Genomic DNA, 26599 nt, shown 5'->3' on the forward strand with positions numbered 1-26599 from the left:
TTAATACAGTACTTGCCGAATAATGAATAATTAATAATGAATAATTAAGAGTTGATAGTTAATAATTATTTATTCAACAATTCAGGTTTAAAGCCTCCCCTTTTAAAGGGATAAAATAAAAAAAATCCTTTTAGTCAATCCTCTTCTTTTAAGAATAGGTAATTATTAATTGTTAATTGTTAATTGTTAATTGCTGAACGATGAGGCAGGAAAAACTAGGATTTGAGTGTGAGATTGTTTCCCTGTGGGTTGGAATGACAAAAATGTGTTGTAATTCGTAAGTCCTATAATAATTACTTCTCTTTTAAAGAGAAGAGTCAATTCAAGTTATTTTTGTCTCTTTTTTATTCTGAGAAGGAGAGACTTTAAAATTTAATTATTTTGTAAAAGTTATGACTTTTTGATAACTATAGTGTTTTTATTTAAAATGTAAATATAGATTAATTTTTTTTTATGATCAAAAAAGTGCGCCGTTATAGTAACTTATATTCTTATATTTACTACTATTTAGGGTTTGCTGATTAAATATAAAAGCACTTATCAATAAAGGTAAGTGCTTTTTTGGAGCGAAAAAAAGTGCAAATTTTTAAGCTTGAGTGACCAAAAAGTTAGGATAAAAGGCAGACAAGTACAGTAAAGATACAGGTACAATTATTCCTCCTACTTTCTCTGTTTCCTCACACTTCCCACCCTCCCCACACTCTGCTTTTTTCAGCAAAGCCTATTTAATGCTGTTTTCCCTCGTTTAATATTCCCTATTTCCTATTTCGTAGCACTTAGTATCTACATTCCAGAGCAAAAAACTATATCGGGAATTTAGTCAAAAACATATCTAGATAAACTCAAAAGTTGATACCAATTCCCATTTATTAATGCTTAATTTAGGTAATACTTCAGTTATTAAGTAATTAAAAATAGCAGAATAACTTTTTTGCTAATTAGCAGCTCAGTTAATGTTAATTATTCATATCTTTACTCCCTCTCCTGGGAGGGGTTAGGAGTAGGGAACCTACTTCCCCACTCCCCCACTCTCATACTCCCTACTCTCTTTATTCCCTATTTATTCAGTTACAAAATTATCATAATCAACTTCAACTTGTTCTGCATATTTAAAGGCTATTTCACGCACTAATTCTCTAAATTCTTGATGCTTGCCATCAGTAATTTTTTTGACTTGTTTTTCAAAGGAAGTAGAAACTAATTTTTTATCAAAATCTTTATCTGCTCTAGCATGATCGGTAGCCAGAATTTTTCCCCATTGTTGAGCAACTTCTATAAAACTATTTTTATCTGTTAAGTTTTGAATTTTGAGAGATTTTTTATAGGGAGATATTTCTCTCACAGAATAATCACCAGAAAAATCTCCATCAATAGGATTATTATCCACAAGTTTTATCCATCCTAAAAAATCATCAGCGTCTTTAATCAATGCTTTATAAGCTAGAACATGGCGTTGGGCACTATTATTAAATATTTTCTGATAATTAATGCGGTCATATAAGCTGAATAATTCATAAGTAGGTGTAGGTTGAAACTGATGTTTAATATCTAGGATATGGTCATCATCTAAAGCATCGGTTTTCCCTTCTATTAATACATAATAACGTGGTGTTCCTAAGGAACCTAAACCTGCATTTAATCTTTGGGCAACATCTTTAACTTTAAAATATTCTGGGTCATAATTTAGCTTGCCGGAAAGGGTTTTACCATAATCTATAATTCCTGATTCAATAGCATTTTTAGCATCAGTGGCAAGACCTAAGTTTTCACTGGAAAAATCAAACATTCTTTGATTATCTATGACTTTAGTCCATTTTGCTAACATTCCTTGTCGTGTTTTTTGCTCGGCTTTTTCTATGGTTTTTTTTACCTCTCCTTTAGTATTAGTTTCTGTAAAATATATTTTAGTTTCTTCATCATTTCCTACATAAGAAGCTAAGGTATCTAGATAAGTTTCACTAAAACTATCAATGACTTCTTCTTGTTCAGAATTAGATAGGGTAGAATCATTCGCCACTAAAATAATACTGACTGCTAAACGCCACAAATCATATTGATAATCAGCAATAATTGATTCGTCAAAATCATTCATATCGAAGATAATTTCTCCTTTGTCGTTATTATAAGCACCAAAATTATCAACATGACAATCTCCTAAAATCCAAGTTTTTGTATTAGCATTACCAAATTTACTGAGTCTACTATCATTAGCAAAATCTTGCCAAAATAAATGATTTGTTGCTCTATAGAATGCAAATTCTGAATCTTGCATTTGAGCATATTTTTCATTTTTAAACTGTTGTTTTTCTACAGGATTTGCATTTTCTAAAATTAAATCTGTATTTAATTCAATGGATTGCAATACTTTTTGTTCACGCCGACTATTATCAATGGGTTGAGCTAAAGTATTAGAAGATAGCAATAACCAATTTATAATAATTAGGATAGTTATTACTATGAGGCTATTTCTGATTGTATTAGTTAATTGATTAATCATTATGAGAGTAATTTGAGTTACATTTAATTATATAAGTTAGCTGGCATTAAAAATTATTGTGATGACAAGGCAGATAGGGCAGCTATTGGATTGGTAAAATTACAAAGGGCACAAGGAAATAAATTTTTGACAAACTTTCTTTTCGTCAAATACTGAAGTTTTTTTTGCGGCCTATTCTTCTTATTTAGTAATATTCGACGCAGTTATAAAGGGTGCATCTCATACCAAGCAAAAATACTTTTTTCCTATATATTCCCTATTCCTTATTCCCTATTCCCTGTTGCTTTCCGGAGCTGTTGCCTGTTACCTAAAAGCGATAAATTTTTGGCTTTATTCAAAATTGAGATGCACCCGTGATCAAGAAAATATCTTAGAATCGGGAAATAGGAAATAGTGGTAAAAATTTCAGACTTTATTCTGTCTATTTTTGAGGCTTTTACAAATCTGACAATAATTACTACTTCCCAACTATTATTGGAAAACTAAATCGTCATTTTTGCTTCTCCCCAAAACTAGCTAATTACCTGAAACTGCTTCCTATTTCCTCAAACATTTTAATTCTCTATTCACATCATTTAAGGGGAATTTTAACGAAGTCAGAAGTCATAAGTCAGAAGTTAGAAGTTAGAAGTTATTTCTGTAACGAGGATTTGAGCAAGGCTTCAAAAATATTTCGCCTTAAAAGGCGGGGTTGCGCGACCCAATTATTTTGATAAATTAGTATTATTACTAATTCTTTGTCTACCTTCTCTTAAATTTTATTTTTTTCCTTATGGGTTTAATACTCACGCGCGTCATCAGCGGTGTCTACAAACTTGTTGGAATTTAAGGGATAGGAGTGGCTTCTTTTAGTCTCTCTATCCACTTTTTTCTTCCTTATTCTTCCTTATTCTTCCTTCTTCCTTCTTCCTTCTTCAATGGCATAAAATCAATCTTTTCTCTGCACTTATTTCAATTTAAATCATTATCATTACTCAAAAATTCTCGCATATATTGATTAACTAATTGAGGCTGTTCTTGTTGTACCGAATGACCACAATTAGGAATATAGCGAATCTGAAAATTTTCCACATATTCCTCTGTGCCATAAGTTAATTCTTTTCCTAAAGCCGTATCCTTTTCACCCCAAAGCATTAAAGTAGGAATTCGTAATATTCCCCACTCTTGTTGATTGAAAAATCCAGAAAATATATTACGATAATAATTAATCATTGAAGTTAAAGCGCCTCGTTTAGCCACAGCATCCTTGTAAGCTTCTATATCAGCATCAGTAACAGCAGATTTATTTACCATACTTTTAAAAATAGAACCAATAGCTTGATAATCATCAAATTCAAGCATTAATTCTGGCAAAAAAGGTAACTGGAAAAAAAACATATACCAACTTCTCAAAATTTGCTCTGGAGTACCTAATCCCTCCTTAAATTTTGCTGGATGAGGAATATTCATTACAATTAATTTTTCTACCATTTCAGGATTTGCATAAGCAAAAGACCAAGCTATTCCCCCTCCCCAATCATGTCCTACTAAGACACATTTTTCATAACCTAATTCTTTAATTACTTCTTCTATATCTTTAATAAATTCTGACATTACATAAGCAGATTTATCTTCTGGTTTATCACTTTCATTGTAGCCTCTTAAATCTAAAGCAACTACTTTATAATCTTGAGCAAATTCAGGGATTTGATGTCGCCAAGAATACCAAAATTCAGGAAAGCCATGTAACATTAACATCAAAGGACCTGAACCTTGAGTCACATAATGAATCTTAATACTATTTGCTGTGATAAAATTGCTATACCAAGGATTTTCTTTGATTAACATTGATACCTCCGGAGTAATTACAGTAATTTTAAATAGTTTAACTTTAAACTTTATTCTATCATTTTCTGATGATGCAATCAATTATATATATATGGATATAAATTTAACTTTTTTACCACATATTCTAGTGGTAAAATATTCCACATAATCATTGTTATTACTGTGGCGATCGCTCCTACGAGAATACCAAAATTTGACATTAAGATTGCATTTAAAATGTATTTATCCCTACGGTAAATTCAAACATCAAAGTACATTAGACATCTCCAAAAAATCAATAAATTGTGATTTTATAATAAAAAATCTTACTTTGGTCTAGAAATTATGGGCACTATATTAGAACATATTCACAGTCATCATCAAGAACCAAAAAGTTTCTGAGGAATCAAATATGAACAACTAGAAAAACTCTTAAAACAAGCAATAAAACTACAGGAAGAACGGCATAAATTAGCATCAACAAAAAAAGTAAGGATTATTGCATCTGGTGGTGGTAGACCACCCAAATTATCACCATCAGAGCAAATCATTTTAACCTTAACTTATTTAAGACATTTGACGAAATTTCAACTACGTTTGAATTCAATTTGGAGTAAGTGAAACTACTGCCAATGATATTTTTAATTAGGGCTTGCTGATTAAATATCAAAGCACTGACAGATATTGGTTTGCTGCCTTTTTAGGCCTTGAAAAAGTGCGCCTGTTTTCGGTCTAAAAAGCTCATGCATGCTAGTATTTTGGGATGATTATGGCAGAAAAATCTTAGGACAAATATACCCGACTACTTCCTCTATAATTTCCATTTCTCCTGTCTCCTGTCTCCTGTCTCCTACACCTACCACTCATACTTTATTCAGCAAACCCTAATTAGGGTTTGCGCTCAAAAGTCTTTTTAAGGAGTAAGGGACTCACCCGCGGGCCCCTCCCAGGAGGCAGGGTCAATTTATTGTCACCCTTAGAAAAAGGGAGTGGAGGAGTGGGGGAGTGGGGTCAATTTATTGTCACCCTTAGAAAAATTGTATCCTTTGAAATTTCGTACATCTTGCTAGAATTAGTTAACCAAAAATATAGATTTGTAAATATTCTCGCTACGACAAAAAATTAGCCCTGCTCCCAGGAGGGGAAAAGGAGGACTCACTCCTAACCCCTCCCAGGAGGGAAAAAGGGGAGTAGAGAGTAATTAGGAGAAACGAGGAATTATAGAGGAGATAGTCGGATATATTTGTCAGAGTGATTTTTTTGCTATCCCCCCTGCCTTTTATACCAAGCGTGATAAATGTTTGTTAAAAATGGTAGGGACGTTGCATAGTCCGTACGAAAGAAGGAAGAGGAAAGAAGGAAGAAGGGATAAATATTGAAAAAAAGGGAAAAACAATATAAATAACTATCTAAAATGAACTGGAATAGCTATTTTTAAGCATATTCGAGCAAGGTCCACCTTTTTGTAGCATTCTTTTTTCAAATTGGTATTATACTAACTTGTTGAGCAAAATCAACTGAAAACCAGGCACTTTTTTCGTTCTAAAAAGGCTAAAACCCTTATATGTCAATGCTTTTAGATTTAATCAGCAAGCCCTAATTACTGGTGGACAATAATTGGGTAATTATTACCACTGAGTCTGTTAGAACAGGTAAAAAAACTCAGGCGACAAGAAATTGTTAAGTAAATTTTAACAGAGTACGAGTTAATTATAGATAGGTATAAACAGGCCATAGAAAGACCTAAAAAATATGAAAAACAAAAAGAATATTACTCAGAAAGAAAAAAAGTCATACTAGAAAAAGTCAGGTAATTGTGTTGCCTTCAGGTCAAGATATTGTTTATGTAGAATACCGCTTTTTTTTCTCCATGAATGTAGAGGCTTTATACCTTAATTTTTTGTTCAACAATTAATAATTAACAATTACCTATCCTTGAAAAGAAGAGGATTGACTAATTATAAAAATTTTTCTTTATTATCCCCTTAAAAGGGTCGGCTTTAAACCACAATTTTTCGGTCAAAATGAATGAAGATCAATTCAGTAAAGTATTTTTCCTACTTTGGCCTTCTGAAATTGCTATAAATAGATGTAAAATTCATTAATATCCATCCAGCGAGCTAGAGAAATTTATAAAAAATCTTAGATTAGCACAGTGAATAATCTGATAGTTAAAGAAACATTTGCCCCTTTAGCTAAAGAAGTTAGAATTTTTTTGCTCTATTTATAGCAATTACCAAAAATCATACTACAAAAAAGAAATTGGAAATTTATACCTCAAAGGAGAATACTCAATTCTATTGCTTCCCTATTTCTATCATTGTTTACCTTCTTATTATTTCCTATTTCTTGAAATTTATTTGATTATTTTTGCTTTCTTTTCCTGTCAATATAAGGAGGTAAAAATTTGGTTTCCTCCTCCTCATAAATAGTATATTGCCAAGGAACATTAATATCATGAGTTGTACTTTTACCATTGTAAGAAGATCGACGTTGGGGTTGAGCTAATAAAATAATCATTCCGATTAAAATAATGCCACCACCAAGAAGTAAAATAGCTAAGACAATTCCTCCAATAAACCACAATATGCCTTTTTCTAAATAATTCGCAGAACTATTTGAAGAGCTTCTGCTATAATTATCCATCCCCTGCTGTAGACTCAAGCCAGAAATCAAACGTTCTTGTTGCTGGACTTGAATCAACAGTCGGTCATTTTGTAGTCTCAGTTGATCTTGTTGTAGTTTGAGTTGTTGTGTCTCTGCCCATTGTTGTTCTAACTGAGTTTTCAACTGTCGCATATCAAGTAATTGCTGCTGTAGTTGAGTTTTCAGTTGCTCATAAGCTGAACGTTGTTGTTCTGATTGATTTTTAATTTGTTGTTCCAACTTATAGTCCTTAAAGTCCGGAACTGAAGGGACTGAAATTGGTGGCGGTGGTAATGGTAGTGGCTGAGGAGAGACGGTTACTAAAGGAGAAGGATCTACTTTTGGAGAAGGGGAAAATGCGATTGAGGGAGAGGGAGATGGTTTTGGCGCTTCCGTCCGATAATCAGGAGAAGACTTGCCAAATACAATCCAACCCATGAGCAAGAGGACAATCAATATCCCCGTCAGAATACATCCTCCTATAAACGCTGCAGTCTGATTCATTATTTAATTTCACTTTATGGTTAAACCAGGACTATTTGACAAATCATATAGAGTATCTATTCCCTAATGCCGATTAATATCATAACCAAGCTTATGCAACAAACATCAAAAACATCACTACTGTCTTACATCAAGTCATTTTGTTTCAAATGTTTAACCTTCTGTTAAGAGTAGGATCTTTTGGGCATACTGCACTACTTTCTAGAAAAATTAATATAGAAATAAGGAAGTTAGAAGAAAAAATGCAAGGATGCTAGGAAATCTCAGGGTTATAGTAATCTTCAGATTTGACCTTTCCAACTTCATCTAGATCTTGATTTATACAACCTTGTTTTTGAGCATATTGACAAACACGAGCCCATAACTTTGCTTTAGTACCAGGTGGTCCAGAAGAAAACAACACTCGATCTCCACCTACTATTTTAACTAGACAGACTGGGCAAATTTCTTGCTGATTTTCTGACATTGTTAATTATTTACTGTTTAATCATAAATTGACTTATAAGTATATAACGCTTTTTATTCAATTTGGCAAATCTCATATCTAGTAGATGTAATATTTTAGGAGGAAGGCACATTGAGATTTTTCTGGAAAATCTCAAATTTCAAGTTATTCATTAAGTTGTTTATTGGTATATAGAATTTACATTTGAAATGTGAATAGAGAATTAAATCTTTAAATAAAACAACTATAAATAAATCAAATTACTTTAAAATATTTATGTTCTCAACAATTCAAAAATAAAGTCATACTAAATCCTGTTGATCTGGGAGCTTTATTGCTAATGAGAAGGTAGGATTTAATAGACTTATGCCAGTTCCCATGCATTAATGTTATACTTAGGTAATGCTTCAGTTATTAAGTAATCAACACAGGTAGAATAACCTTTTTGCTAATTTAAGCCAAGTTAATGTTAATTATTTTTATGTATGGGCGTTAACGATAGTTATGCGAAGCTAACGGCCGTTTGCTAAGGTAGAACTGCCGCTTTACATGTCGCGGAGCGTTAACGGAGTTGTGCGCTAGCAAAAGCCCCTACTCCTGTAGGGATGTTGCATGCAACGTCCCTACCTACTCCTCTACTACCCAGCTCGATAAAATGTAGAAAAGTTTTTGAGAAATGGTATTGTAGAAGGCCGACCAGTACCTTTTTATCAACATATCTTTTGATCAACATATTTGGTATAAAAAACAAAAAAAATTACCCTTTTTTCCTGATTTTGCCTATGTATTCTATACAAGCATTCTAATAATTTGCATAACATATATGAATTACATAAATAAAATCAATCATTTACTTAAACCATCTGTTAATCGCACTAATTTAGTTATCGATCTATTTGCTGGATGCGGTGGTTTATCTCTCGGTTTTGAAGCCCAGGGATTTCAAACTTATGGTTTTGAAATGGATGCTGATTGTTGTGCAACTTATAATCAAAATTTAAAAGATAATTGCGCTCAAATTACCCTAAATTCAGAAACAGAATTACCTCCTGGAAATGTAATAATTGGCGGTCCTCCCTGTCAACCTTTTAGTGTTGGAGGAAAGCAAAAAGGTTTGAAAGATTCGCGAGATGGTTTTCCTATTTTTATTAATGCAGTGGCAAGATTGAAGCCGGAAATTTGGTTATTTGAAAATGTAAGAGGATTACTTTATCGTAATAAATGGTATTTGGATGAAATTACTCAAGCACTTCAATCTTTGGGTTATATTATTGAGGTTAAATTGTTAAATGCTGTTGATTTTGGCGTGCCTCAAAATCGTCAACGAGTGATAGTTATTGGGCATAAAGGTGAGTTTAAATTTCCTCAAGTTTTAGACAAAAAAGTAACTGTTGGAGAAGCATTAGGAGAAATGGCATTCCACGCGCCTCCAGAGTCAAAATTTCTCACTCCAAATATGGATAAATATGTGGCAAAGTATGAAAAAGCTTCTAGTTGTAAACAACCTCGCGACTTATATTTAGATAAACCTGCTAGAACTTTAACTTGTCGAAATATTTCTGCTCCTACTGGTGATATGCACCGGATAAAATTGCCGGATGGGAGAAGAAGACGTTTGTTATTAAGGGAGGCAGCAAGATTACAAAGTTTTCCTGACTGGTTTGAATTTTTAGGAAAAGAAACCAGTTGTTTTAATCAGATTGGAAATGCAGTTCCTCCTTTATTTGCTTTTTATTTGGCAGGAAGTATTAGGAGTTATTTAGAATCTGGGAAAAGATTCTCACCAGAGGAAATTTCACAAAAAATTATTCCTGTACAATTATCATTACCTTTTTAAGCATTCAGCCGTCAGCTATCAGCTATCAGCTATCAGCTTCATTAGCTTAAATTGTATGGGTTAAAAACTAAAAACAAGTCTTTCTTGTGCTTCAATTTATGAGTGGAAAATGTAGTATAAGTTAAACGAGTTTTTACTTCATTCATTAAAAAGCTGTTTGCGTAGCATTCCGTAGGAAAAGCTGACTGCTAATAGCTTAATGCTTACTTACCTTTTTAAGAGATAAAAATGCCTCAAATTCCCCAATATCTTACTAAGTCAGATAAGTCTAAACAATTTCAAAAGTTAATCAATGAAGCTTTATATATTATTAGTAAGTTTGGTGTACCTCTTGAGGGGATGACTCAAAGACGATTGGAAAGAATGGCAATGGCTTTTTTAGCTGTAGCCAACGTTAAGAAAACTAACGAATGGGGAAAAATTGATAATTCTCATGCTTTAAGAACTAGGGAAATTATTAGGTACTGGAATAATTATTTTAATGAACAAATATCTGAAAGTTCTTATGACGATATTCGCCGGAAAGATTTAAAATTAATTGTTCTTGCAGGAATTATTATTCCTAGTGCTGCTAATCCAAATTCAGCTAGAAATGATGGTACAAGGTCTTTTGCTTTAAATCCTAATTTTGCAAATTTAATTAAAAATTTTGGTTCAGATAATTGGGAAGAAGAAGTAGAGATTTTTTTAGTAGATCGAGTCACTTTAGAACAACAACTTTCTAGTCAACGAGAAATAAGTTTAATTCCTGTTAATTTTCCTTCTGGTAAAGTCTTAAATTTTAGTCCTGGCAGACATAATGAATTACAGAAAGCAATTATTGAAAGGTTTTTACCTAGATATGGTTATGGTGCAGAAATTTTATATGTCGGCGATACAGCTAAGAAGTTTTTACATTTAGAAAAAAACAAGCTGAAAGAACTAAACTTTTTTGAATTATCTGATGGAGAATTACCCGACATAGTAGCTTATTCAGAACAGAAAAATTGGCTTTATTTGATAGAAGCTGTTCATAGTTCGGGCGTAATTTCTAATGTACGTTTATTAGAATTGAAAAAATTGACAGAAAAATGTAAGGCTGACATAATTTTTGTCACAGCTTTTCTAGACAATAATACTTTTCGCAAGTTTGCTGCCGATATTGCTTGGGAAACAGAAGTTTGGATTGCTGATGCACCAGACCATATAATTCATTTTGATGGTGAAAAATTTTTAGGTCCTTATTCTCAAATAACTAATACTTGAAAGACAATTATGAATGAAATTAACTGGCAATTATTCTGGATATTAATGATTTTGCATTGTGTTATTGGTACTGCTGCTGCTTTTGTGGCAAAAAGTAGAGGTAGGAATTTTAATATTTGGCTAGGTTGGGGTCTATTGGGAGGTACTATTGCTTTGGTAACTGCATTTTTGATGCCAGATAAAAATTTAGATTAAAAAGGAAATTAATGACTGGATATTTAAAGTAAATTTATCTAGGATGAGCTTGAGATGAAAGTTGGTAGATATTGCTCTTGGCTTACAGATAAAAATTTGTCTGCTTCTGAATAATTTTAATTTTTTTGGAGATGTAATGAGTGGGAGAAGTTAGAAAGCAATTTGCTGAAGTGATTATGATATTTAGCTAAAAAATTTAGTTGAATAAAAAATCATGTGCAGGGGCGAACAAACCCTTATAGTTTTTAGCATATCACAATTTTTGTGGAGATGCAACCGAAAATCCTTTGAGGCGCGATTTTTTTAGAGCTTAAGAGAATGAAAATATTTGTGGTTTTCCACGCTAGGAAGGAGGGATGAAAAGATTTGATGAGGGAAAAACAAGCATATATCTTTACTAAAGCTTAACAGGATGACAATTTCCAAAAATATCTACTTACCCCTAAATAGAGTAGATATTCTGGAAAATTATCTGACAAATTTGCGACTATCTATATATGGAAGTGAAATTTTTACCTGTGATGAAAACTGGTAAAAAGTCGAAGGAAGGTAAGAGGCGATCGCTCCACTTCAGAAAATATCTACTTACTTCTAGATAGAGGAGATATCTGGGAAAAATCTCTGACAAATTTTCCACTACCTATATATGGAAGTGAAATTTTCAAGTATCTATATATAGGAGTGAAATTTTTATCTATGAGGAAAACTGGCAAAAAGTCGAAGGAAGACAAGAGGCGATCGCTCAACTCCAACAAATATCTACTTACCTCTAGACAGACCAGACATTTGGTCAAATTATCTAACAAATTTTCCACTACCTATACCTGGAAGTAAAATTTTCATAGGCTCCGAAAACTGGTAAAAAGTCGAAGGGAGACAAGAGGTGGTCGCTCAACTTCAACAAATATCTAGTTACCTCTAGGCAGACCAGACAGTTGGTCAAATTATCTAACAAATTTGCCTACCTGGAAGTGAAATTTTCATCTGCTCCGAAAACTGGTAAAAAGTCGAAGGGAGACAAGAGGTGATCGCTCAATTTCAGAAAATATCTAGTTACCTCTAGGTAGACCAGATACCTGGGAAACTCTCTGACAAATTTTCCACTACCTATATATATAGTGAAATTTTCATCTGCTCCGAAAACTGGTAAAAAGTCGAAGGGAGACAAGAGGCGATCGCTCAATTTCAGAAAATATCTATTTACCTCTAGGCAGACCAGACATTTGGTCAAATTATCTGACAAATTTGCGATTACTTATATATGGAAGTGAAATTTTCATCGGTAGGGAGACAAGAGGCGATCGCTCAACTTCAGAAAATATCTGCTTACCTCTATAAACAGCAGATATCTTGGAAAAGTTTCTGACAAATTTGCGACCTATCTAGTATATAGAAGTGAAATTTTCACCTGTGAGAAAAACTGGCAAAAAGTGGAGGGAAGGCAAGAGGTAGTTGCTCAACTTCAGAAAATATCTACTTCCCTGTGAAAACAGCAAATATTTGGAAAAAGTCTCTAGCAAATTTTCCACTACCTATATATAGAAGTGAAATTTTCACCTGTGAGAAAAACGGGTAAAAAGTCGATGGGAAGTAAAAGGCAATCCCTCGACTTTTGAGAAAAATCTCTGACAAATTTTCAGCTACCTATATATAGAAGTGAAATTTTTATCTAACCTCTAGGTAAAGCAGATATTTGGGAAAATTTTTTGACAAATTTTCGACTACTTATATAAGAGTGAAATTTCCATTTCTTCAGAAAAATGACAAAAAGTCGAGAGAGAAGTAAGAGGCGATCGTTCGACTTCAGAAAATATCTACTTTCCTCTAGAGAGAGCAGATATTCTGGAAAAGTCTCTGAGAAATTTTCAGCTACCTAATATATAAGAGTGAAATTTTCAGATCTGAATAAAACTGGTAAAAGGTCGAGTAGAGGCAAGAGGCGATCGCTCGACTTCAGAAAATATCTATTTCCCTGTGGAAAGAGCAGATATCTGGGAAAGTTCTCTGGCAAATTTTCGGCTACCTATATAAGAATAAAATTTTCATATGTGAGGAAAACTGACAGAAAGTCTAAAAGACATAAGAAGCAGTTACTCAATTTCAGAAAATATCTACTTATCTCTAGGTAAAGCAAAAATTCTGTGAAAATCTCTGAAAAATTCAGAAAATATCTACTTGCTTCTAGATAGACCAGATATTCTGGAAAATTATCTGACAAATTTTCGGCTACCTATATATAAAAGTGAAATTTTCATCTCCTCAGAAAACTGGTAAAAAGTTAAGGGAAATTAAGAGGTGATCGCTCGACTTCAGAAAATATCTACTTCCCTGTGGAAAGAGAAAATATCTGGAAAAAGTATCTGAGAAATTTTCGGCTACCTACTTAGTTAAAAGTTATTTATTTTGTCAACTTTCATCTCCTCAGAAAACTGGTAAAAAGTTGAGGGGAAGTTAAGAGGCGATCGCTCTACTATCGATACTATAGACTCATTTACTTTCCTTCCTTCTTTCTTCTTCCTTCTTTCTTCTTTCTTTACTTCAGTCAATCTCAATTTTCCTCCACTTTGGGCGGATATTTTTCCAATACTTCTCGCAAATATTTCCCAGTATAAGACTTTAAATTCTCTGCCACATCTTCCGGTGTTCCACAAACAATTATTTCTCCTCCTTTATCTCCTCCTTCCGGTCCTAAATCTATTACCCAGTCAGCACAACGAATCACATCTAAATTATGCTCAATTACTACAATTGAATTTCCCTTATCTACCAATCTTTGCAAAATATTCAATAACTGATGAACGTCATAAAAAGATAAACCAGTTGTTGGTTCATCTATCAAATAAATAGTTTTTCCCGTTGCTCGCCGAGACAATTCGGAAGCTAATTTTACTCTTTGTGCTTCTCCGCCAGAAAGAGTCGGTGCAGACTGACCTAATTTGACATAACCTAACCCTACATCTACCAAAGTTTGTAATCGACTCGCCGCCCTCGGAATATTTTTAAATACTTCTAAACCTTCCTCCACAGTCATATCTAAAACATCAGCAATTGACTTATCTTTATACCTCACCTGTAAAGTTTCTCTGTTATATCTTGCACCCTTACAAACATCACATTGCACATAAACATCTGGTAGAAAATTCATTTCAATTACATTTACACCCTGTCCGCTACAAGCTTCACATCTTCCACCTTTAACATTAAAAGAAAATCTTCCCGGTTTATAACCTCTTGCCTTGGCTTCAATAGTTTCAGCAAAAATTCCTCGAATTACATCAAATACTCCTGTATAAGTTGCCGGATTTGAACGGGGAGTTCTACCAATAGGTGATTGGTCAATTACAATTGCCTTATCTATTGCTTTTAATCCTTTGATTTTTTCTAACTGTTTGGGAAAAGGAATTTTTCGACTCAGATGATTTTGCAAAGCTGGATAAAGTAATTCGTTAATTAAGGTAGATTTTCCCGAACCAGAAACTCCAGTAATACAGACCAATTTTCCCAAAGGAATTTCTACATCTATATTTTTGAGATTGTTTCTATGACAATTTTTCAGCAGTAGAGACTTTCCATTTCCCTCTCTTCTTTCTGCTGGAGTAGCAATAACTTTTTTGCCAGATAAATAAGCACCAGTTACCGACTCTTCAGTTGCTAATAATGTCTGAAAATCTCCCTGAGAAACTATCCGCCCTCCATGCACTCCTGCTCCCGGACCAATATCAATAATATGGTCGGCTACTCTAATAGTTTCTTCGTCATGTTCCACGACTATTAAAGTATTTCCTAAATCTCGAAGTTTGGTTAAAGTCTGCAAAAGACGACTATTATCTCTCTGATGTAAACCAATACTTGGTTCGTCTAAAACATAGAGAACTCCTGTTAAACCAGAACCAATTTGTGTTGCTAATCTAATTCTTTGAGCTTCTCCCCCAGAAAGTGTCATTGTTGCTCGGTCTAATGTTAGATAATCTAAGCCAACATCCAACAGAAATTGTAATCTTGCCCGAATTTCTCTCAATACTAATTCGGCAATTTTTGCTTGCCGTTCGCTCAGTTGTAAATTATTGATTTTCTCCAAACATTCCCGAATCGAAACTTCTGTAAAATCTGTAATTCTGTATTGCCCGACCTCTACCGAAAGTGCTTCTGGTTTTAATCTTTTACCTTGGCAAGTTTCGCAGGTTTGGTTAACTAAATATTGTTCTAATTTTTGTTTTACTAAATCCGAACCAGTTTCCTTATATTGCTTTTCCAATATCGGGATAACTCCAGGATAGTAACGATAATCTCCTTCTCCATTTTTCGTTTCTATCCAGATAGGTTCGTCGCTACCTTCAAGTACCAACTTTTGCTCTTTTTTGCTCAATTTATTCCAGGGAGTTTCTATCTCAAAATCATAAGCTTCAGCCAAACTATAAAGCAGAGAAAAATAATAGGGATTTTCCTTATTCGACCAAGGAGCGATCGCTGAATATAAGGGTGCATTAGGGTCGGGTACGATTAAGTCCGGGGAAAATTGCTTCAGGCTACCCAAACCGTGACAAGTCGGACAAGCACCGTAGGGAGAGTTGAAGGAAAATAAGCGAGGTGAGAGTTCTTCCATCACTGCTCCATGTTCCGGACAGGCAAAATTTTCCGAAAATACTATTTGAGTATGAGATTTTTCTATTTCTGTATCTAGTTCCTGATTGGAATTCTGCGAATTATTAGCAGATTTAGAATTAGCTGAAGTTGCTATTTTTGCCGAGGTTAGGTTATACTTATTAAAACTCTGCACTGCACCTACCTCTGCTGATGTATCATTTACTACGTCAATCAAAGCAATTCCAGTAGATTGACGTAGACAAGTACTAAGAGAATCTGCTAAACGTTCCTCTATACCAGTTTTTTTAATCAGTCGATCAATAACAACCTCTATCGTGTGTGTATGATTTTTATCTAAATTGATGTTTTCAGCAATTTCTACAACCTCTCCATCAACCCTCAAACGAACAAATCCTTGAGCGGCTAAACTAGACAAAAGTTTCTTATGAGTCCCCTTTTTGCCTCGAACCACGGGAGCTAAGATATGAAATTTAGTGCGGTCTGGCAGAGCCATAATTCTGTCACACATTTCATCTATAGTCTGTGGGGCAATATTATGATGGCAGATGGGACAATGAGGTTCTCCTGCTCGGCCAAATAGTAATCTGAGATAGTCGTAAATTTCCGTGACGGTACCAACGGTGGAGCGAGGATTATGAGATGTAGATTTTTGGTCGATGGAAATGGCAGGGCTTAATCCTTCGATGGAGTCTACGTCTGGTTTGTCGAGTTGTCCGAGAAATTGTCGGGCATAAGCACTGAGAGATTCCACATAACGACGTTGCCCTTCGGCGAAAATTGTGTCGAAGGCTAGGGAGGATTTGCCAGAGCCAGAAACTCCTGTGAAGATAATTAGGCGATCGCGTGGTAATTCGAGGTCGATATTTTTGAGGTTATGTTGTCTAGCACCTCGGATGCGGATGGTCATTTCAGTTATCAGTTATCAGTTATCAGTTATCAGTTATCAATTATCGGTGAACTGTTAAATTTTTTCCCACCATCAAATCTTTCCATCCATTCCTCCCCAGTGGAAAATTACCAAAAGTTTCATTCTGTGAAGCTCCGGAAAAATTAGTCGCCTCAAAGGATTTTCCGGAATCTTCCCCAGGAGCAATGGCAGAATCTTTTCATCTTGTGAAGCACTCATAAATATATGCTTGTTGTTCTCAAAATCTTTCCATCCCCAGTGGAAAATTACCAAAAATTTCATTCTGTGAAGCTCCGGAAAAATTAGTAGCCTCAAAGGATTTTCCGGAATCTTCTCCAGGAGCAATGGCAGAATTTTTTCATTCTGTGAAGCACCTACCTATAAATATATGCTTGTTGTTCTCAAATCTTTCCATCCATTCCTCCTAGCGTGAAAAATTACCAATATTTTCATCTTGCGAAGCTCCGGAAAAATTAGTAGCCTCAAAGGATTTTCCGGAATCTTCCCCAGGAGCAATGGCAGAATCTTTTCATTCTGTGAAGCACCTACCTATAAATATATGCTTGTTGTTCTCAAAATCTTTCCATCTATTCCTCCTAGCGTGAAAAACCACCAATATTTTCATTCTCTAAAGCTCCTGAGAAAAATTCGCGCGTCAAAGGATTTTTGGTTGCATCCTGATAAAAATTTTGATATCATAAAAACCGTTGGGGGTAGTTCGCCCATACGCATGACTTTTTATTCAACTAAAAATAGTATAGCTTCTCAGCGATAGAACTCAATTCCGCTTTCCTATGGAATGCTACTCTCAAAAACTTGTGTACCATGTCAGTCCAACTGCTAAAACGACAATTCACCGTCAAAGAATATAACAAAATGCCTGAAGTAGGCATCCTGAAAGAAGATGAGCGAGTAGAACTAATAAGAGGAGAAATTCTCAAAATGTCCCCAGTAGGTCGTCACCATGCAGCTTGTGTGAATCGTTTAAATAGATTATTTTCTCAAAAGTTAGGTGATCGAGTTTTAGTGAGCGTTCAAAACCCGGTTGAATTAGATGATTATTCTGAACCAGAACCAGATATTGCTTTGTTGGAGATAAAAGCAGATTTTTACGAGTCAGGACATCCCCAGTCTCAGGATTTATTTTTGATAGTTGAAGTGGCAGATAGTACGATTAAATTCGACCGTGAAGTTAAAGTTCCTCTTTATGCTGAAAATAATGTAATTGAGGTTTGGTTGGTAGATATTAATGAGGAATGTTTGGAGGTGTATCGACAACCTATTGGTAGTGGTTATAAGCAAGTACAAAAGTTAGAGCGTGGTGAAAATTTGTCTGTTCAACAGTTTCCAGATATTAATATTCAAGTAGATGAAATATTGGGATAAAATTTAATGAATAATGAATAATGAATAATTAACAATTGCCTCTTATTATAAAGAACAGAAAGGGATTTGAAAATTTGCTTTTGTAGTAAGTAAAATTTAGTTCTGAATAACCAAGCTTTTATGAAAAACTAAAAGTAATAGCTGATAGCTCACGGCTGAATGCTTACGATGCTTTATATCTTAATTTTTCGGTAAAACATAAATAATAAACACTAACTGGCTAATAATTATCAAAAGCTTTATTCGGTTTTTGTTAATGATTGAATATGTGATTTACCAAATCTTGAATAATACTTGCCCTATAATTTCTTTTTTATGAATTAAGTCTCCGATTAGCTGGTTCTTTTTGTCTGGATGTTTGCCTAAAACTAGATAATAATTTTCTGGTACTTCTATTTTCATTTTGTCGTAATCTTGAGTCGGTAATTTCAGTTATCAGTTATCAGTATCTCCGGATTAAATATCTTGCTTAAAATACTGAAGTTTATTTTTTTCATCCCCTCAAAATGAGAGACGTGATACTTTGTTTTTCGTTCAAAATATTCTTATTCATCACCGCAAAAATCTATTAGATTTCCTCTTTCTAAGTTACGCTATTTGTAAGTAAATTATATTGCTGAAAAACTAGTTGTTTATTTGTATGGCTGAAGTAAATATTTTGGTTGTTGGAGTAATACTGTTTCAGGGAAGTTAAAAGTCAAAAGTAAGATTTTATATGCTCAAAACTTTTCGCAGCGACATGAAAGGCGCTACAGTAATTTCAGAAAATTATTTTACATCCTAAAGTTTAAAACTATTAACGAAAAAAATAATAATTCTTAGCTAGGAATTTTTGTCTGACTGAGGAGATAAAAAAAGTCATCTGGTATAGCTAACAAAATGTTTACGCAGAGAATCATGGATAAAGCGATAACGACCTCCAACTTGTTGAATTAATTTTCTTTGGGCAGCATATTTCAGAAATCTGGCATAGTTCCAGGGAATTAATCCATTTTGCCAGAGAATTAGTCTCAAGCTGAAGTGTTGAATACATGGTAGACCGCCAGTTGATAACCCTGTTATAAATCCCAAAGTTAAGCCATATATAAGTAAATTTTGCTTAAATCCAAACAATATATCATCTTTTATAGAGTAGAGAATTAATAAAAAGAATGGGATAGCTATTACGGATGTAAACAAAGAATTTTTGAGTGATTCTCTAATCCCCTGGTTAGGAGTTTCTATTGATTTTATTTCTGTATTTAGGTTGTAAACCAGAGCAAAAACCACCCAGAAATTAGTACTCAACAAACATAGAAGTAAAACTCCATAAAAAACTCCATAAAAAACACCGAAATTCTTCCACAAAATGATTCCAAAAATCGTTCCAAAAATTTCTCCAAAAATTATCGAATACATGAGCGCAGTATAATCCTCACGCATCTGATCGTTTTCTTGCATAAGTAATTTTTTAATGTTTTTCCAAGAAAAATCTAATGGTTTTTGTGGTTTAATATTTTTAGTTGTTTCTACTTGCATTAAAAATAATCCTAAAATTAACCCAAAAAACAACCCTAGTTTTAGTCCAAATAATATCCCTAAAAAGAGACTTAAAAACAGCCAAAAAGTTAGCCCAAAAATCAAACCATAAATTAGTACAGAAATCAGAATATATAACCACTCTTGTCCAGAGAATAACAAACTAGGCTGCATATTTTCAATCATAAACTCTGTTTGTTTTTCAGCCTCTAACTGCCATGCTAAAAAAATTAACCAATACATGGTTTGCTCTGGAGAATAGAACAACTTTTCACGTTCTTCCACATCAGTAGGCTCTCGTTGTAAACATTCTTCAATATAAGCTGCAAATAATTGTTCTTTATTATAAATAGGCTCTCCTTGATAAGCAGTAACCATAATATTTAACAACAAAGGAATTTTTGCTAACTCCCACATTTGAGAATTATTTTGAATCACCTCCCGCAAATCAACCTTACCCAAACTTTGTAAATAACGATAAATTTCCCCTGGTGTAGGAGACTGCAAACAATAAGCACCATTCAACTTTTTCAACCTAACATTTCCCTGTTTATATTCCTCATCCCGACAACAAACAACCAAACAAGTCCCAATATTCTCCCTGGTAAAATCATTAATTTTCTCAATACAAAGTTGCTGCCGGGCTATACCTAATTCATCCAAACCATCCAACAACGGCAGAATTTTCCTCTGAGTTAATAAACTTCTACTAAGTCGGCGATCGCTCATCCCATAAAAATCTTTTAAATACTGAATCAACCAATCTCCAATAGATAATTTATCCTCTTGCCAATTAGATAATTCAAAAATCATAGGAACAGGAGCATCAACATTATTTTCCGCCTCCTCAATTAACTCTTTTGCCAACCTCAATAAAGTAGTAGTTTTTCCCGCCCCAGGTTTACCCAAAATTAATAACTTACCATCTACATCCTGCCGATAAAAAACATCAATAATCTTAGTTTCAGGAGGTAGAGAAATTATCTTTTTTCTCTCAAATCTACCAACAGCTTCCTTCCGGGAAAACATCGGTAATTCTAAATATTGATTTATCAATAATTGATTTTGCTGTAGAGAATCTTCCAGTCGTTTAACAACTTCAACCTTAATTCCTTTCAGAAGTTTTGACCTAACTTTTGCCTCCCGGTCTTCCGGACGAAAAAATTTCAGAAAGCCTTGAAGAAAATCAGCAAAATTGACATTAATATATGTACCTTCATTGATAAAACCTGCAGCTTTAGCTTTATCTTTAACTTCCCTAATATTTTGACAACCAGTTCCAGTTAGACCTCTTTGGTCTAACTTATCTTTATTTCCCATAACCCATAATTTAGTTAAAATTTACCCCGCCCAAACTAACCAAAAAGTATAGTTAACTGAGCAGCTAACTATACCTTCCATCATTAACAAATACCTGAAAAACTTATTTATAGCAGTTACCAAGGTTGTTAGGACATTCTCAAACTCTCAAATTTATTCACAGCAAGAGTTTAACCTTCTAACTTCTGACTTCTGACTTCTGACTTCAGCTACCTTCCTGCCATCCTTTTATAGCACTAACAACAAAAGCACCTACAGGATTATCTAAAACTTTTTCAAAAGCTCCCAACAAACCAGCACTACCAGCACTAATTAATTTCTGTTTCAAAGTAGGGTCACTTTCTATCTTTTTAATAGCTTCCGTCGCCATAATCATTTGTTCGGTAGTGGTATTAGTAGGATAGCTCTTGGAAAGCTGTTGCAAAATTTGTTGAATCTGTGCCACTGCCTCAGCTAAATTTTGCTCTTTAGCTTCATAAATTACCCCTGCAACTTTAGCATCGCCTTTAACTGTATCAATGCTTTGATGGCCTATTCCAACTAAGTCTTTTTGGTTGTAAGTATTTCCGCTTGATTCCATAGGTATTTATTAGATTAATTATTTATATTTACAATTCTCCACTGATTTTTTCTAGCTGGAAATTAGCTATCAGGAGACTATCAACATTCAGAGCTGAGGGTAGATATTTAGTCTGGCAAATAAAATAAATGATGTGGCTTTTCTTGAGGAGCGATCGCCTCAATCTTGCCTAGCAATATCCCTCCCTATTCTCCCCAAAATTTTCACTCCACGAAATTCACTCATTTTCTCGCCGAAAAATAAAAATACCGCCAAATTTTTCAATTCATTCAATTAATCTCTTTTCCATAATTTCCATCTATCACCCCTAACCACAAAAAAAGTCATCCTGATAAGCTCCTGAAAAAAATTGGCGCTCGGAAGGATTTCTCATTGCATCCTCAAAAAAATTTTGATACTATTAACTTAGTGGGGGTTGTTCGCCCCTGCGCATGACTTTTTATTCAACTAAGAAAAGTCAGGTTAGGATATTAAGAGATTGTAGCGATCGCGAAGCGTGGCATCAGCCGTATCGCTAAAAGCAAATAAAACCCCTAGAAAGAGCAGAAGATATACACTCACTTAAAACCACCAGAAAAATCATTCTGTGAAGCACACTAAAAAACAACCACATCTTTGTTTTCTAGCGATCGCCTCAACCTTGCCAAGGAATATCGCTTCCTACTCTTTCCACAATTTCCACTCCACAAAATTAACTCATTTTCTCAGCCATCAAAAATCAAATAAATATCACCACCAAATCTTTCTATTCATCAAATAAATATCATTTCGATGATTCCCACCTATAACTCCTCACAAAAAATCATCTTGTGAAGCTCCTGAAAAAAAACGGCGCGCGGAAGGATTTCTCATTGCATCCTCAAAAAAATTGTGATACTATTAACTTAGTAGGAGTTGTTCGCCCCTACGCATGACTTTTTATTCAACTAAAAAGGTAAGGTATAGGGTATTAAGAGATAGTAGCGATCACCAAGCGTGGCATCAGCCGTATCTCTAAAAGCAAATAAAACCCCTAGAAAGAGCAGAAGGTATACACTCACTTAAAACCACCAGAAAATCATTCTATGAAGCACACTAAAAAACAACCACATCTTTGTTTTGTAGCGATCGCCTCAACCTTGCCGAGAAATATCGCTCCCTACTCTTCCCACAATTTCAACTCCACAAAATTAACTTATTTTCTCAGCCATCAAAAATCAAATAAATATAACCACCAAATTTCTCAAATTATCAAATTAATATCATTTCCATGATTCCCATTTATCACCCCTCACCACAAAAAACATCATTCTGTGAAGCTTCTAAAAAAACGGCAGAAATTCCCATTGCATCCCCAAAAAAATTTTGATACTATTAACTTATTAGGAGTTGTTCGCCCCTATACATGACTTTTTATTCAACTAAAAATCCAGTCCTTAAATATTGGATAAACTAATCAGATTTTAGAAATTAACCATTACTAAGCAATTGAAGCGATCGCCCCTTCATACCTGCGATTAATTTCCGGCCAATTAACAACATTCCACCAAGCCTTCAAATAATCACCACGACGATTTTGATAGTTCAAATAGTAAGCATGTTCCCAAACATCATTACCCATAATCGGATAATCCCCTTGGAAAAAAGGACTATCTTGATTAGGAGTGCTTGTTACCTTTAACTTTCCATCTTTACCCAAAACCAGCCAAGCCCAACCACTACCAAAACGACTACCGCCAGCAGCATTAAACTTTTCCTTAAAACTATCAAAATCACCAAAACTTTCTTGAATAGCTGAGGCTATTTTTCCATCAGGTTCACCCCCACCATTAGGAGTCATAATTTCCCAGAACATCTTATGATTAACATAACCACCACCATTGTTTTGTACAGCAGTACGAATATCCTCCGGTAAAGTATTCAAATTACGCAATAAATCTTCTGCATTCTTGTCCTTAAGTTCAGGATACTTAGCGATCGCTCCATTCAAATTTTGAATATAACCAGCATAATGTTTATCATGGTGAAACTGCATAGTTTCTTGATCAATATAAGGTTCCAAAGCATCATATCCATAAGGTAGAGGTGTTAATTGAAAAACCCCAGAATTTTCTACTAATTTAGTATCATTTACTGAAGTAGAAGGAGTTACAGATGAAGAAGAATTATCTCCCGATCCTTGGCAAGCACCTAGAGTAATAAACCCTAAAGTGGCACTGGTTAAGATTAGGAAATTGCGCCGATTAATATTCATTATTAGTTTTTCAGAAAAATAGTTTACAGAAAATATATTAACAACTATGACAGCTAATTGGGAGTAGAGGAGTGAGGGACTGGGAAGTAGGGGAGTAGGGGAGTGAGGGAGTGGGGGAGTAGGGGAGAATTTAATAATTGATAATGAATAATTGATAATTACCTCTTCCTAAAAGGAAAATTTTTTCTTGTTCCTCCTTTAAAGGAGAAGTTTTAAACCTTAATTATTTGGTAAACATAAGAATAATTAGGGTTTGCTGAAAAAGTCTTTTTTAAGGAGTAGGGGAGCGGGGGAGTAGGGGAGTAGGGGAGTATGGTAGAGACGTTGCATGCAACGTCCGTACGGGAGAATTTTTTTGCCCAACTATGCGCTAAAAATGCGCTCCATGCATGAGCATGAAGAGCTGAAAACCATGTACTTTTTAAATACCTAAAAAGGCTAAAAACTTTATCTGGTAATTATTTAAGATTTAATCAGCAAACCCTAATTAGGGTGAATTTCAATTTCGAATAAAGCCAAAAATTTATCCTTTTAGGCAACAGCTAATCTAGCAACAGGGAACAGGCAACAGGGAATAGGGAATATATAGAAAAAAAGTATTTTTGCAAAATATGAGATGCACCCAATAATTAACATGATTTTTGTGAATAGACTAACTAAAATGATATTACTCCTTACAAATAAATTCGGCTTTTTTTTATTAAAAAATATCATGTCTATCGGGAGGTATTTGTGTAAATTCAAGGGTGAATATTTACAGGAAATTTAGGTTTTTTCTGCTCATCAGGCGAAATATTTTTGGAGAGTTACTCAAATCCCCTACTTCCCCTCCACGGTCGGGGTTAGGGGTGGGTTAAATTCTGACTTCTGACTTCTGATTTCTGACTTCGTTAACCCAGTTCATCAGTGATTAAACGCCTCAGAATTTCTGTAACTTCGGTTGCCATCCGAGCATCTATTTCTACTGCTTCTTTGTCAAAATCTCCTAAAGCTTTTGCTCCTCGCAAAGTCATCGCAATAGACCTAACTTTTTGCTGATATTCAAACTGTGTAAAACAAGTATAAGTAAGTTCTGTACGTTTGCGACTGCTACTATATCCAAAACCTAATTTAGATAGAATAACAGGATATTTAATACTATTTTGAATCCCCAATTTTTCCAGAGCTACATCAACATAACGGGCAGTATCTTTACCAGCATTACGAATAAAAGGTTGCAAATTTTCCCCAGACATTCCTGGCAGTTTTGCCGACTCTGGTAAATGATAATAGCAACCAACCATTGACATAATTCTAGTTAAATCATAAGTAGCGACAGTATTTTCTCCAGGTTGTTCTGCTCGCTTTTTACTTTCTGATACTGCACTTAATAAAACCCGATTTTCTTGTGTTATTTGGGGAGAAAAAATAAACGGTTCTTCACCATATAAACCTTGAAATTCTGTATGATTATTACCTGTCATTTCCTTTAGCCATGATTCTAAATCTACATAATTTTGAAAACATTTAAACATTGCAGCTAAAGCATTTGAACTACCAATTTTTTCTCCATAAGTAAAAATATCTTCCACAACTTCATTAAAGTCTAAATTTTTTCCATCTCCGCAGATTTTGCATTTATTAATATCGCTATTAATAGAACAAATAACATTTAAAACTGCGATAATTTTAGTAGAACTCCAATATTGACATTTATCCAAAGAATTTCTACCTAACCAACGAGATTTAAACGGTCCGCCAGCAGTACCAGCTAGACAAATACAAGCCTCTTTAATATCAGGATGAATAAAACTAAGAGCCTGTTCATCAATATCAGGAAGTTCGCCAACATTGGGGAAAATTTTTGCTCCAGGGATTGCTAAATTAGACAGTCTAGTTAAATGTTCTGGATAATTTTCTACCTGGTTTTGATAGGGAGAATTTTTAATGCCTTTATCCAGAAAAGCTAGTTTATAACTGTTAAAACCAGCCTCAGCTTTTAAGAAGTCGTTATATACTTTTTCTCGGTCAATTGCTAGTAGTAGAGTAAATGCTTCTTTTTGACCAAAAGAGGCAAAAAGCTCTACCACTATATTGATAATTTTATCGTTGATATCTTCCATAATTTGAGTTGGTAAAAATACAAATACATCGATCAAAGAGTTATTTTTTTTGCTACTACTATTATATTTGTTAATCTTGATGATTCATATGTAATTTCATCTTAATTTTGTATTAGTTAAAAATCTATAGCTAACTAGAAACTTTAAATCATAAAGTAAGCATTCAGCTATTAGCAGTCAGCTATTCCTTTGAAATACTAGGTAAACAGCAATTAATAATAGACATCTGGCGGTCATCAAAAATCAAATCAATTATCGCGAAAAATCATCAATTCTTTCCCTCTACTCTGTAGGGAGGTTGCATGCAACCTCCCTACTCCCTATTTTCTGGAGAGGTCTAATGAATTATTACTTCTAAAGTGGGATAAGGAAACTTTGGCAATAACTTTTTGTTCTTTCTCAATTCCTTAATGATAGGTTTAATTACTGGTGGCTAATTATTGGATAATTATTACCATTAGTAGATTATAACAGGTAAAAAAACAAACTTAATATAATTTTGGTGTTGCACAGTGACAAATGATTTGATATTTTTGATGAACAGTATTTTGGATTTGAGAATTGCTATAATGATCAATCTGAGTTTTTTTTACTCAAAGTATAAACTAATTTTTAGCAATATCATTATATCATGTACAACCCCATAATTTTAGAGTCAAAAAAGCATTATTCAATACCTGAAATTAATTAAAAATCATATTCTATTTTTGAGATAATTTTTAAGATAAAATATCTCAAGTGCTTATTTGACAGTAAAAATCAGCTATTTTCAC

At 34.0% G+C, this 26599-nt stretch carries 21 protein-coding genes; 5 read left to right on the forward strand and 16 right to left on the reverse strand.

Translation table 11 applies throughout. The features are described from left to right. Positions 1–1060: 1060 nt before the first annotated feature. From F6K15_RS03905 to F6K15_RS03930, 6 genes are all read right to left on the reverse strand, one after another. A complete protein-coding gene (locus F6K15_RS03905) occupies positions 1061–2497 on the reverse strand; it encodes a DUF2252 domain-containing protein (RefSeq protein WP_293057288.1) in 1437 nt (478 codons plus the stop codon). A 951-nt stretch (positions 2498–3448) separates the two neighbouring features. Continuing rightward, positions 3449–4324, reverse strand: a complete 876-nt coding sequence (locus tag F6K15_RS03910; protein WP_293057291.1) for an alpha/beta fold hydrolase — start codon at positions 4322–4324, stop codon at positions 3449–3451. A gap of 77 nt (positions 4325–4401) precedes the next feature. Then, positions 4402–4524 (reverse strand): hypothetical protein, encoded by a 123-nt coding sequence (locus F6K15_RS03915; protein ID WP_293057294.1) that lies wholly within the window; start codon positions 4522–4524, stop codon positions 4402–4404. Between the two features lie 159 nt (positions 4525–4683). Beyond that, entirely contained in the window at positions 4684–4854 is a 171-nt protein-coding gene (locus F6K15_RS03920) for a hypothetical protein (protein WP_293057297.1), read from the reverse strand. A gap of 1813 nt (positions 4855–6667) precedes the next feature. Further along, a complete protein-coding gene (locus tag F6K15_RS03925; RefSeq protein ID WP_293057300.1) occupies positions 6668–7453 on the reverse strand; it encodes a hypothetical protein in 786 nt (261 codons plus the stop codon). A gap of 253 nt (positions 7454–7706) precedes the next feature. Continuing rightward, a complete protein-coding gene (locus F6K15_RS03930) occupies positions 7707–7919 on the reverse strand; it encodes a hypothetical protein (RefSeq protein ID WP_202219997.1) in 213 nt (70 codons plus the stop codon). 802 nt (positions 7920–8721) lie between these two features. Here F6K15_RS03930 and F6K15_RS03935 point away from each other — a divergent pair. The 3 genes from F6K15_RS03935 (at position 8722) to F6K15_RS03945 (ending at position 11175) form a co-directional block, all read left to right on the forward strand. Then, a complete protein-coding gene (locus tag F6K15_RS03935) occupies positions 8722–9735 on the forward strand; it encodes a DNA cytosine methyltransferase (RefSeq protein WP_293057309.1) in 1014 nt (337 codons plus the stop codon). Positions 9736–9963: 228 nt separating this feature from the next. After that, a complete protein-coding gene (locus F6K15_RS03940; protein WP_293057312.1) occupies positions 9964–10980 on the forward strand; it encodes a BsuBI/PstI family type II restriction endonuclease in 1017 nt (338 codons plus the stop codon). Positions 10981–10989: 9 nt separating this feature from the next. Next, positions 10990–11175: a hypothetical protein gene (locus tag F6K15_RS03945; RefSeq protein ID WP_293057314.1), complete on the forward strand. Its 186-nt coding sequence runs from the start codon at positions 10990–10992 to the stop codon at positions 11173–11175. Between the two features lie 581 nt (positions 11176–11756). On the opposite strand, the gene F6K15_RS03950 is transcribed toward F6K15_RS03945, so the two are convergent. The 5 genes from F6K15_RS03950 to F6K15_RS03970 form a co-directional block, all read right to left on the reverse strand. Next, positions 11757–11990: a hypothetical protein gene (locus tag F6K15_RS03950; protein ID WP_293057317.1), complete on the reverse strand. Its 234-nt coding sequence runs from the start codon at positions 11988–11990 to the stop codon at positions 11757–11759. A 146-nt stretch (positions 11991–12136) separates the two neighbouring features. After that, a complete protein-coding gene (locus F6K15_RS03955) occupies positions 12137–12406 on the reverse strand; it encodes a hypothetical protein (RefSeq protein WP_293057319.1) in 270 nt (89 codons plus the stop codon). A gap of 1156 nt (positions 12407–13562) precedes the next feature. Next, positions 13563–13721 carry a hypothetical protein gene (locus F6K15_RS03960; protein WP_293057322.1) on the reverse strand — a complete coding sequence of 53 codons (159 nt, stop codon included), beginning with the start codon at positions 13719–13721 and terminating at the stop codon, positions 13563–13565. 2 nt (positions 13722–13723) lie between these two features. Further along, on the reverse strand, positions 13724–16687 hold the full coding sequence (gene uvrA / locus F6K15_RS03965; protein WP_293057325.1) for an excinuclease ABC subunit UvrA: 2964 nt from the start codon (positions 16685–16687) through the stop codon (positions 13724–13726). 72 nt (positions 16688–16759) lie between these two features. Then, the gene (locus tag F6K15_RS03970) at positions 16760–16969 is read right to left on the reverse strand and encodes a hypothetical protein (protein ID WP_293057328.1); all 210 of its coding nucleotides are present in this window, start codon (positions 16967–16969) and stop codon (positions 16760–16762) included. Positions 16970–17512: 543 nt separating this feature from the next. On the opposite strand from F6K15_RS03970, the gene F6K15_RS03975 reads away from it, so the two are divergent. Next, positions 17513–18073: a Uma2 family endonuclease gene (locus F6K15_RS03975; RefSeq protein WP_293057331.1), complete on the forward strand. Its 561-nt coding sequence runs from the start codon at positions 17513–17515 to the stop codon at positions 18071–18073. Between the two features lie 273 nt (positions 18074–18346). Here the strand turns inward: F6K15_RS03975 and F6K15_RS03980 are convergent, their stop codons facing one another. From F6K15_RS03980 to F6K15_RS03990, 3 genes are all read right to left on the reverse strand, one after another. Further along, on the reverse strand, positions 18347–18475 hold the full coding sequence (locus F6K15_RS03980; RefSeq protein WP_293057333.1) for a hypothetical protein: 129 nt from the start codon (positions 18473–18475) through the stop codon (positions 18347–18349). A 456-nt stretch (positions 18476–18931) separates the two neighbouring features. Beyond that, positions 18932–20911, reverse strand: a complete 1980-nt coding sequence (locus F6K15_RS03985; protein ID WP_293057336.1) for an NACHT domain-containing NTPase — start codon at positions 20909–20911, stop codon at positions 18932–18934. Between the two features lie 205 nt (positions 20912–21116). Further along, on the reverse strand, positions 21117–21491 hold the full coding sequence (locus F6K15_RS03990) for a hypothetical protein (RefSeq protein WP_293057339.1): 375 nt from the start codon (positions 21489–21491) through the stop codon (positions 21117–21119). Between the two features lie 1064 nt (positions 21492–22555). Here F6K15_RS03990 and F6K15_RS03995 point away from each other — a divergent pair. After that, complete coding sequence (locus F6K15_RS03995; protein ID WP_293057342.1) at positions 22556–22744, forward strand: hypothetical protein; 189 nt, start codon at positions 22556–22558, stop codon at positions 22742–22744. A gap of 206 nt (positions 22745–22950) precedes the next feature. Here F6K15_RS03995 and F6K15_RS04000 read toward each other — a convergent pair whose 3' ends face one another. Both F6K15_RS04000 and F6K15_RS04005 read right to left on the reverse strand, forming a co-directional pair. Then, positions 22951–23724: a superoxide dismutase gene (locus F6K15_RS04000; protein WP_293057345.1), complete on the reverse strand. Its 774-nt coding sequence runs from the start codon at positions 23722–23724 to the stop codon at positions 22951–22953. 890 nt (positions 23725–24614) lie between these two features. Beyond that, positions 24615–25826, reverse strand: coding sequence for a hypothetical protein (locus F6K15_RS04005; protein WP_293057347.1), 1212 nt, complete (start codon positions 25824–25826; stop codon positions 24615–24617). Between the last annotated feature and the right edge of the window lie 773 nt (positions 25827–26599).

Source organism: Okeania sp. SIO2B3, assembly GCF_010672525.1.
GTDB lineage: Bacteria > Cyanobacteriota > Cyanobacteriia > Cyanobacteriales > Microcoleaceae > Okeania.

Bases quoted from the DNA above. Each gene is read 5' to 3' on its own strand.
- F6K15_RS03990 (WP_293057339.1), bottom strand. From the start codon at position 21,491: ATGGAATCAAGCGGAAATACTTACAACCAAAAAGACTTAGTTGGAATA.
- F6K15_RS03975 (WP_293057331.1), top strand. From the start codon at position 17,513: ATGTCAGTCCAACTGCTAAAACGACAATTCACCGTCAAAGAATATAAC.
- F6K15_RS03910 (WP_293057291.1), bottom strand. From the start codon at position 4,324: ATGTTAATCAAAGAAAATCCTTGGTATAGCAATTTTATCACAGCAAAT.
- uvrA (WP_293057325.1), bottom strand. From the start codon at position 16,687: ATGACCATCCGCATCCGAGGTGCTAGACAACATAACCTCAAAAATATC.
- F6K15_RS03945 (WP_293057314.1), top strand. From the start codon at position 10,990: ATGAATGAAATTAACTGGCAATTATTCTGGATATTAATGATTTTGCAT.
- F6K15_RS03995 (WP_293057342.1), top strand. From the start codon at position 22,556: ATGAAGCACACTAAAAAACAACCACATCTTTGTTTTGTAGCGATCGCC.
- F6K15_RS04000 (WP_293057345.1), bottom strand. From the start codon at position 23,724: ATGAATATTAATCGGCGCAATTTCCTAATCTTAACCAGTGCCACTTTA.
- F6K15_RS03925 (WP_293057300.1), bottom strand. From the start codon at position 7,453: ATGAATCAGACTGCAGCGTTTATAGGAGGATGTATTCTGACGGGGATA.
- F6K15_RS04005 (WP_293057347.1), bottom strand. From the start codon at position 25,826: ATGGAAGATATCAACGATAAAATTATCAATATAGTGGTAGAGCTTTTT.
- F6K15_RS03985 (WP_293057336.1), bottom strand. From the start codon at position 20,911: ATGGGAAATAAAGATAAGTTAGACCAAAGAGGTCTAACTGGAACTGGT.
- F6K15_RS03920 (WP_293057297.1), bottom strand. From the start codon at position 4,854: ATGATTTGCTCTGATGGTGATAATTTGGGTGGTCTACCACCACCAGAT.
- F6K15_RS03905 (WP_293057288.1), bottom strand. From the start codon at position 2,497: ATGATTAATCAATTAACTAATACAATCAGAAATAGCCTCATAGTAATA.
- F6K15_RS03980 (WP_293057333.1), bottom strand. From the start codon at position 18,475: ATGAAAATAGAAGTACCAGAAAATTATTATCTAGTTTTAGGCAAACAT.
- F6K15_RS03940 (WP_293057312.1), top strand. From the start codon at position 9,964: ATGCCTCAAATTCCCCAATATCTTACTAAGTCAGATAAGTCTAAACAA.
- F6K15_RS03935 (WP_293057309.1), top strand. From the start codon at position 8,722: ATGAATTACATAAATAAAATCAATCATTTACTTAAACCATCTGTTAAT.
- F6K15_RS03915 (WP_293057294.1), bottom strand. From the start codon at position 4,524: ATGTCAAATTTTGGTATTCTCGTAGGAGCGATCGCCACAGTAATAACA.
- F6K15_RS03930 (WP_202219997.1), bottom strand. From the start codon at position 7,919: ATGTCAGAAAATCAGCAAGAAATTTGCCCAGTCTGTCTAGTTAAAATA.
- F6K15_RS03970 (WP_293057328.1), bottom strand. From the start codon at position 16,969: ATGAAATTTTTGGTAATTTTCCACTGGGGATGGAAAGATTTTGAGAAC.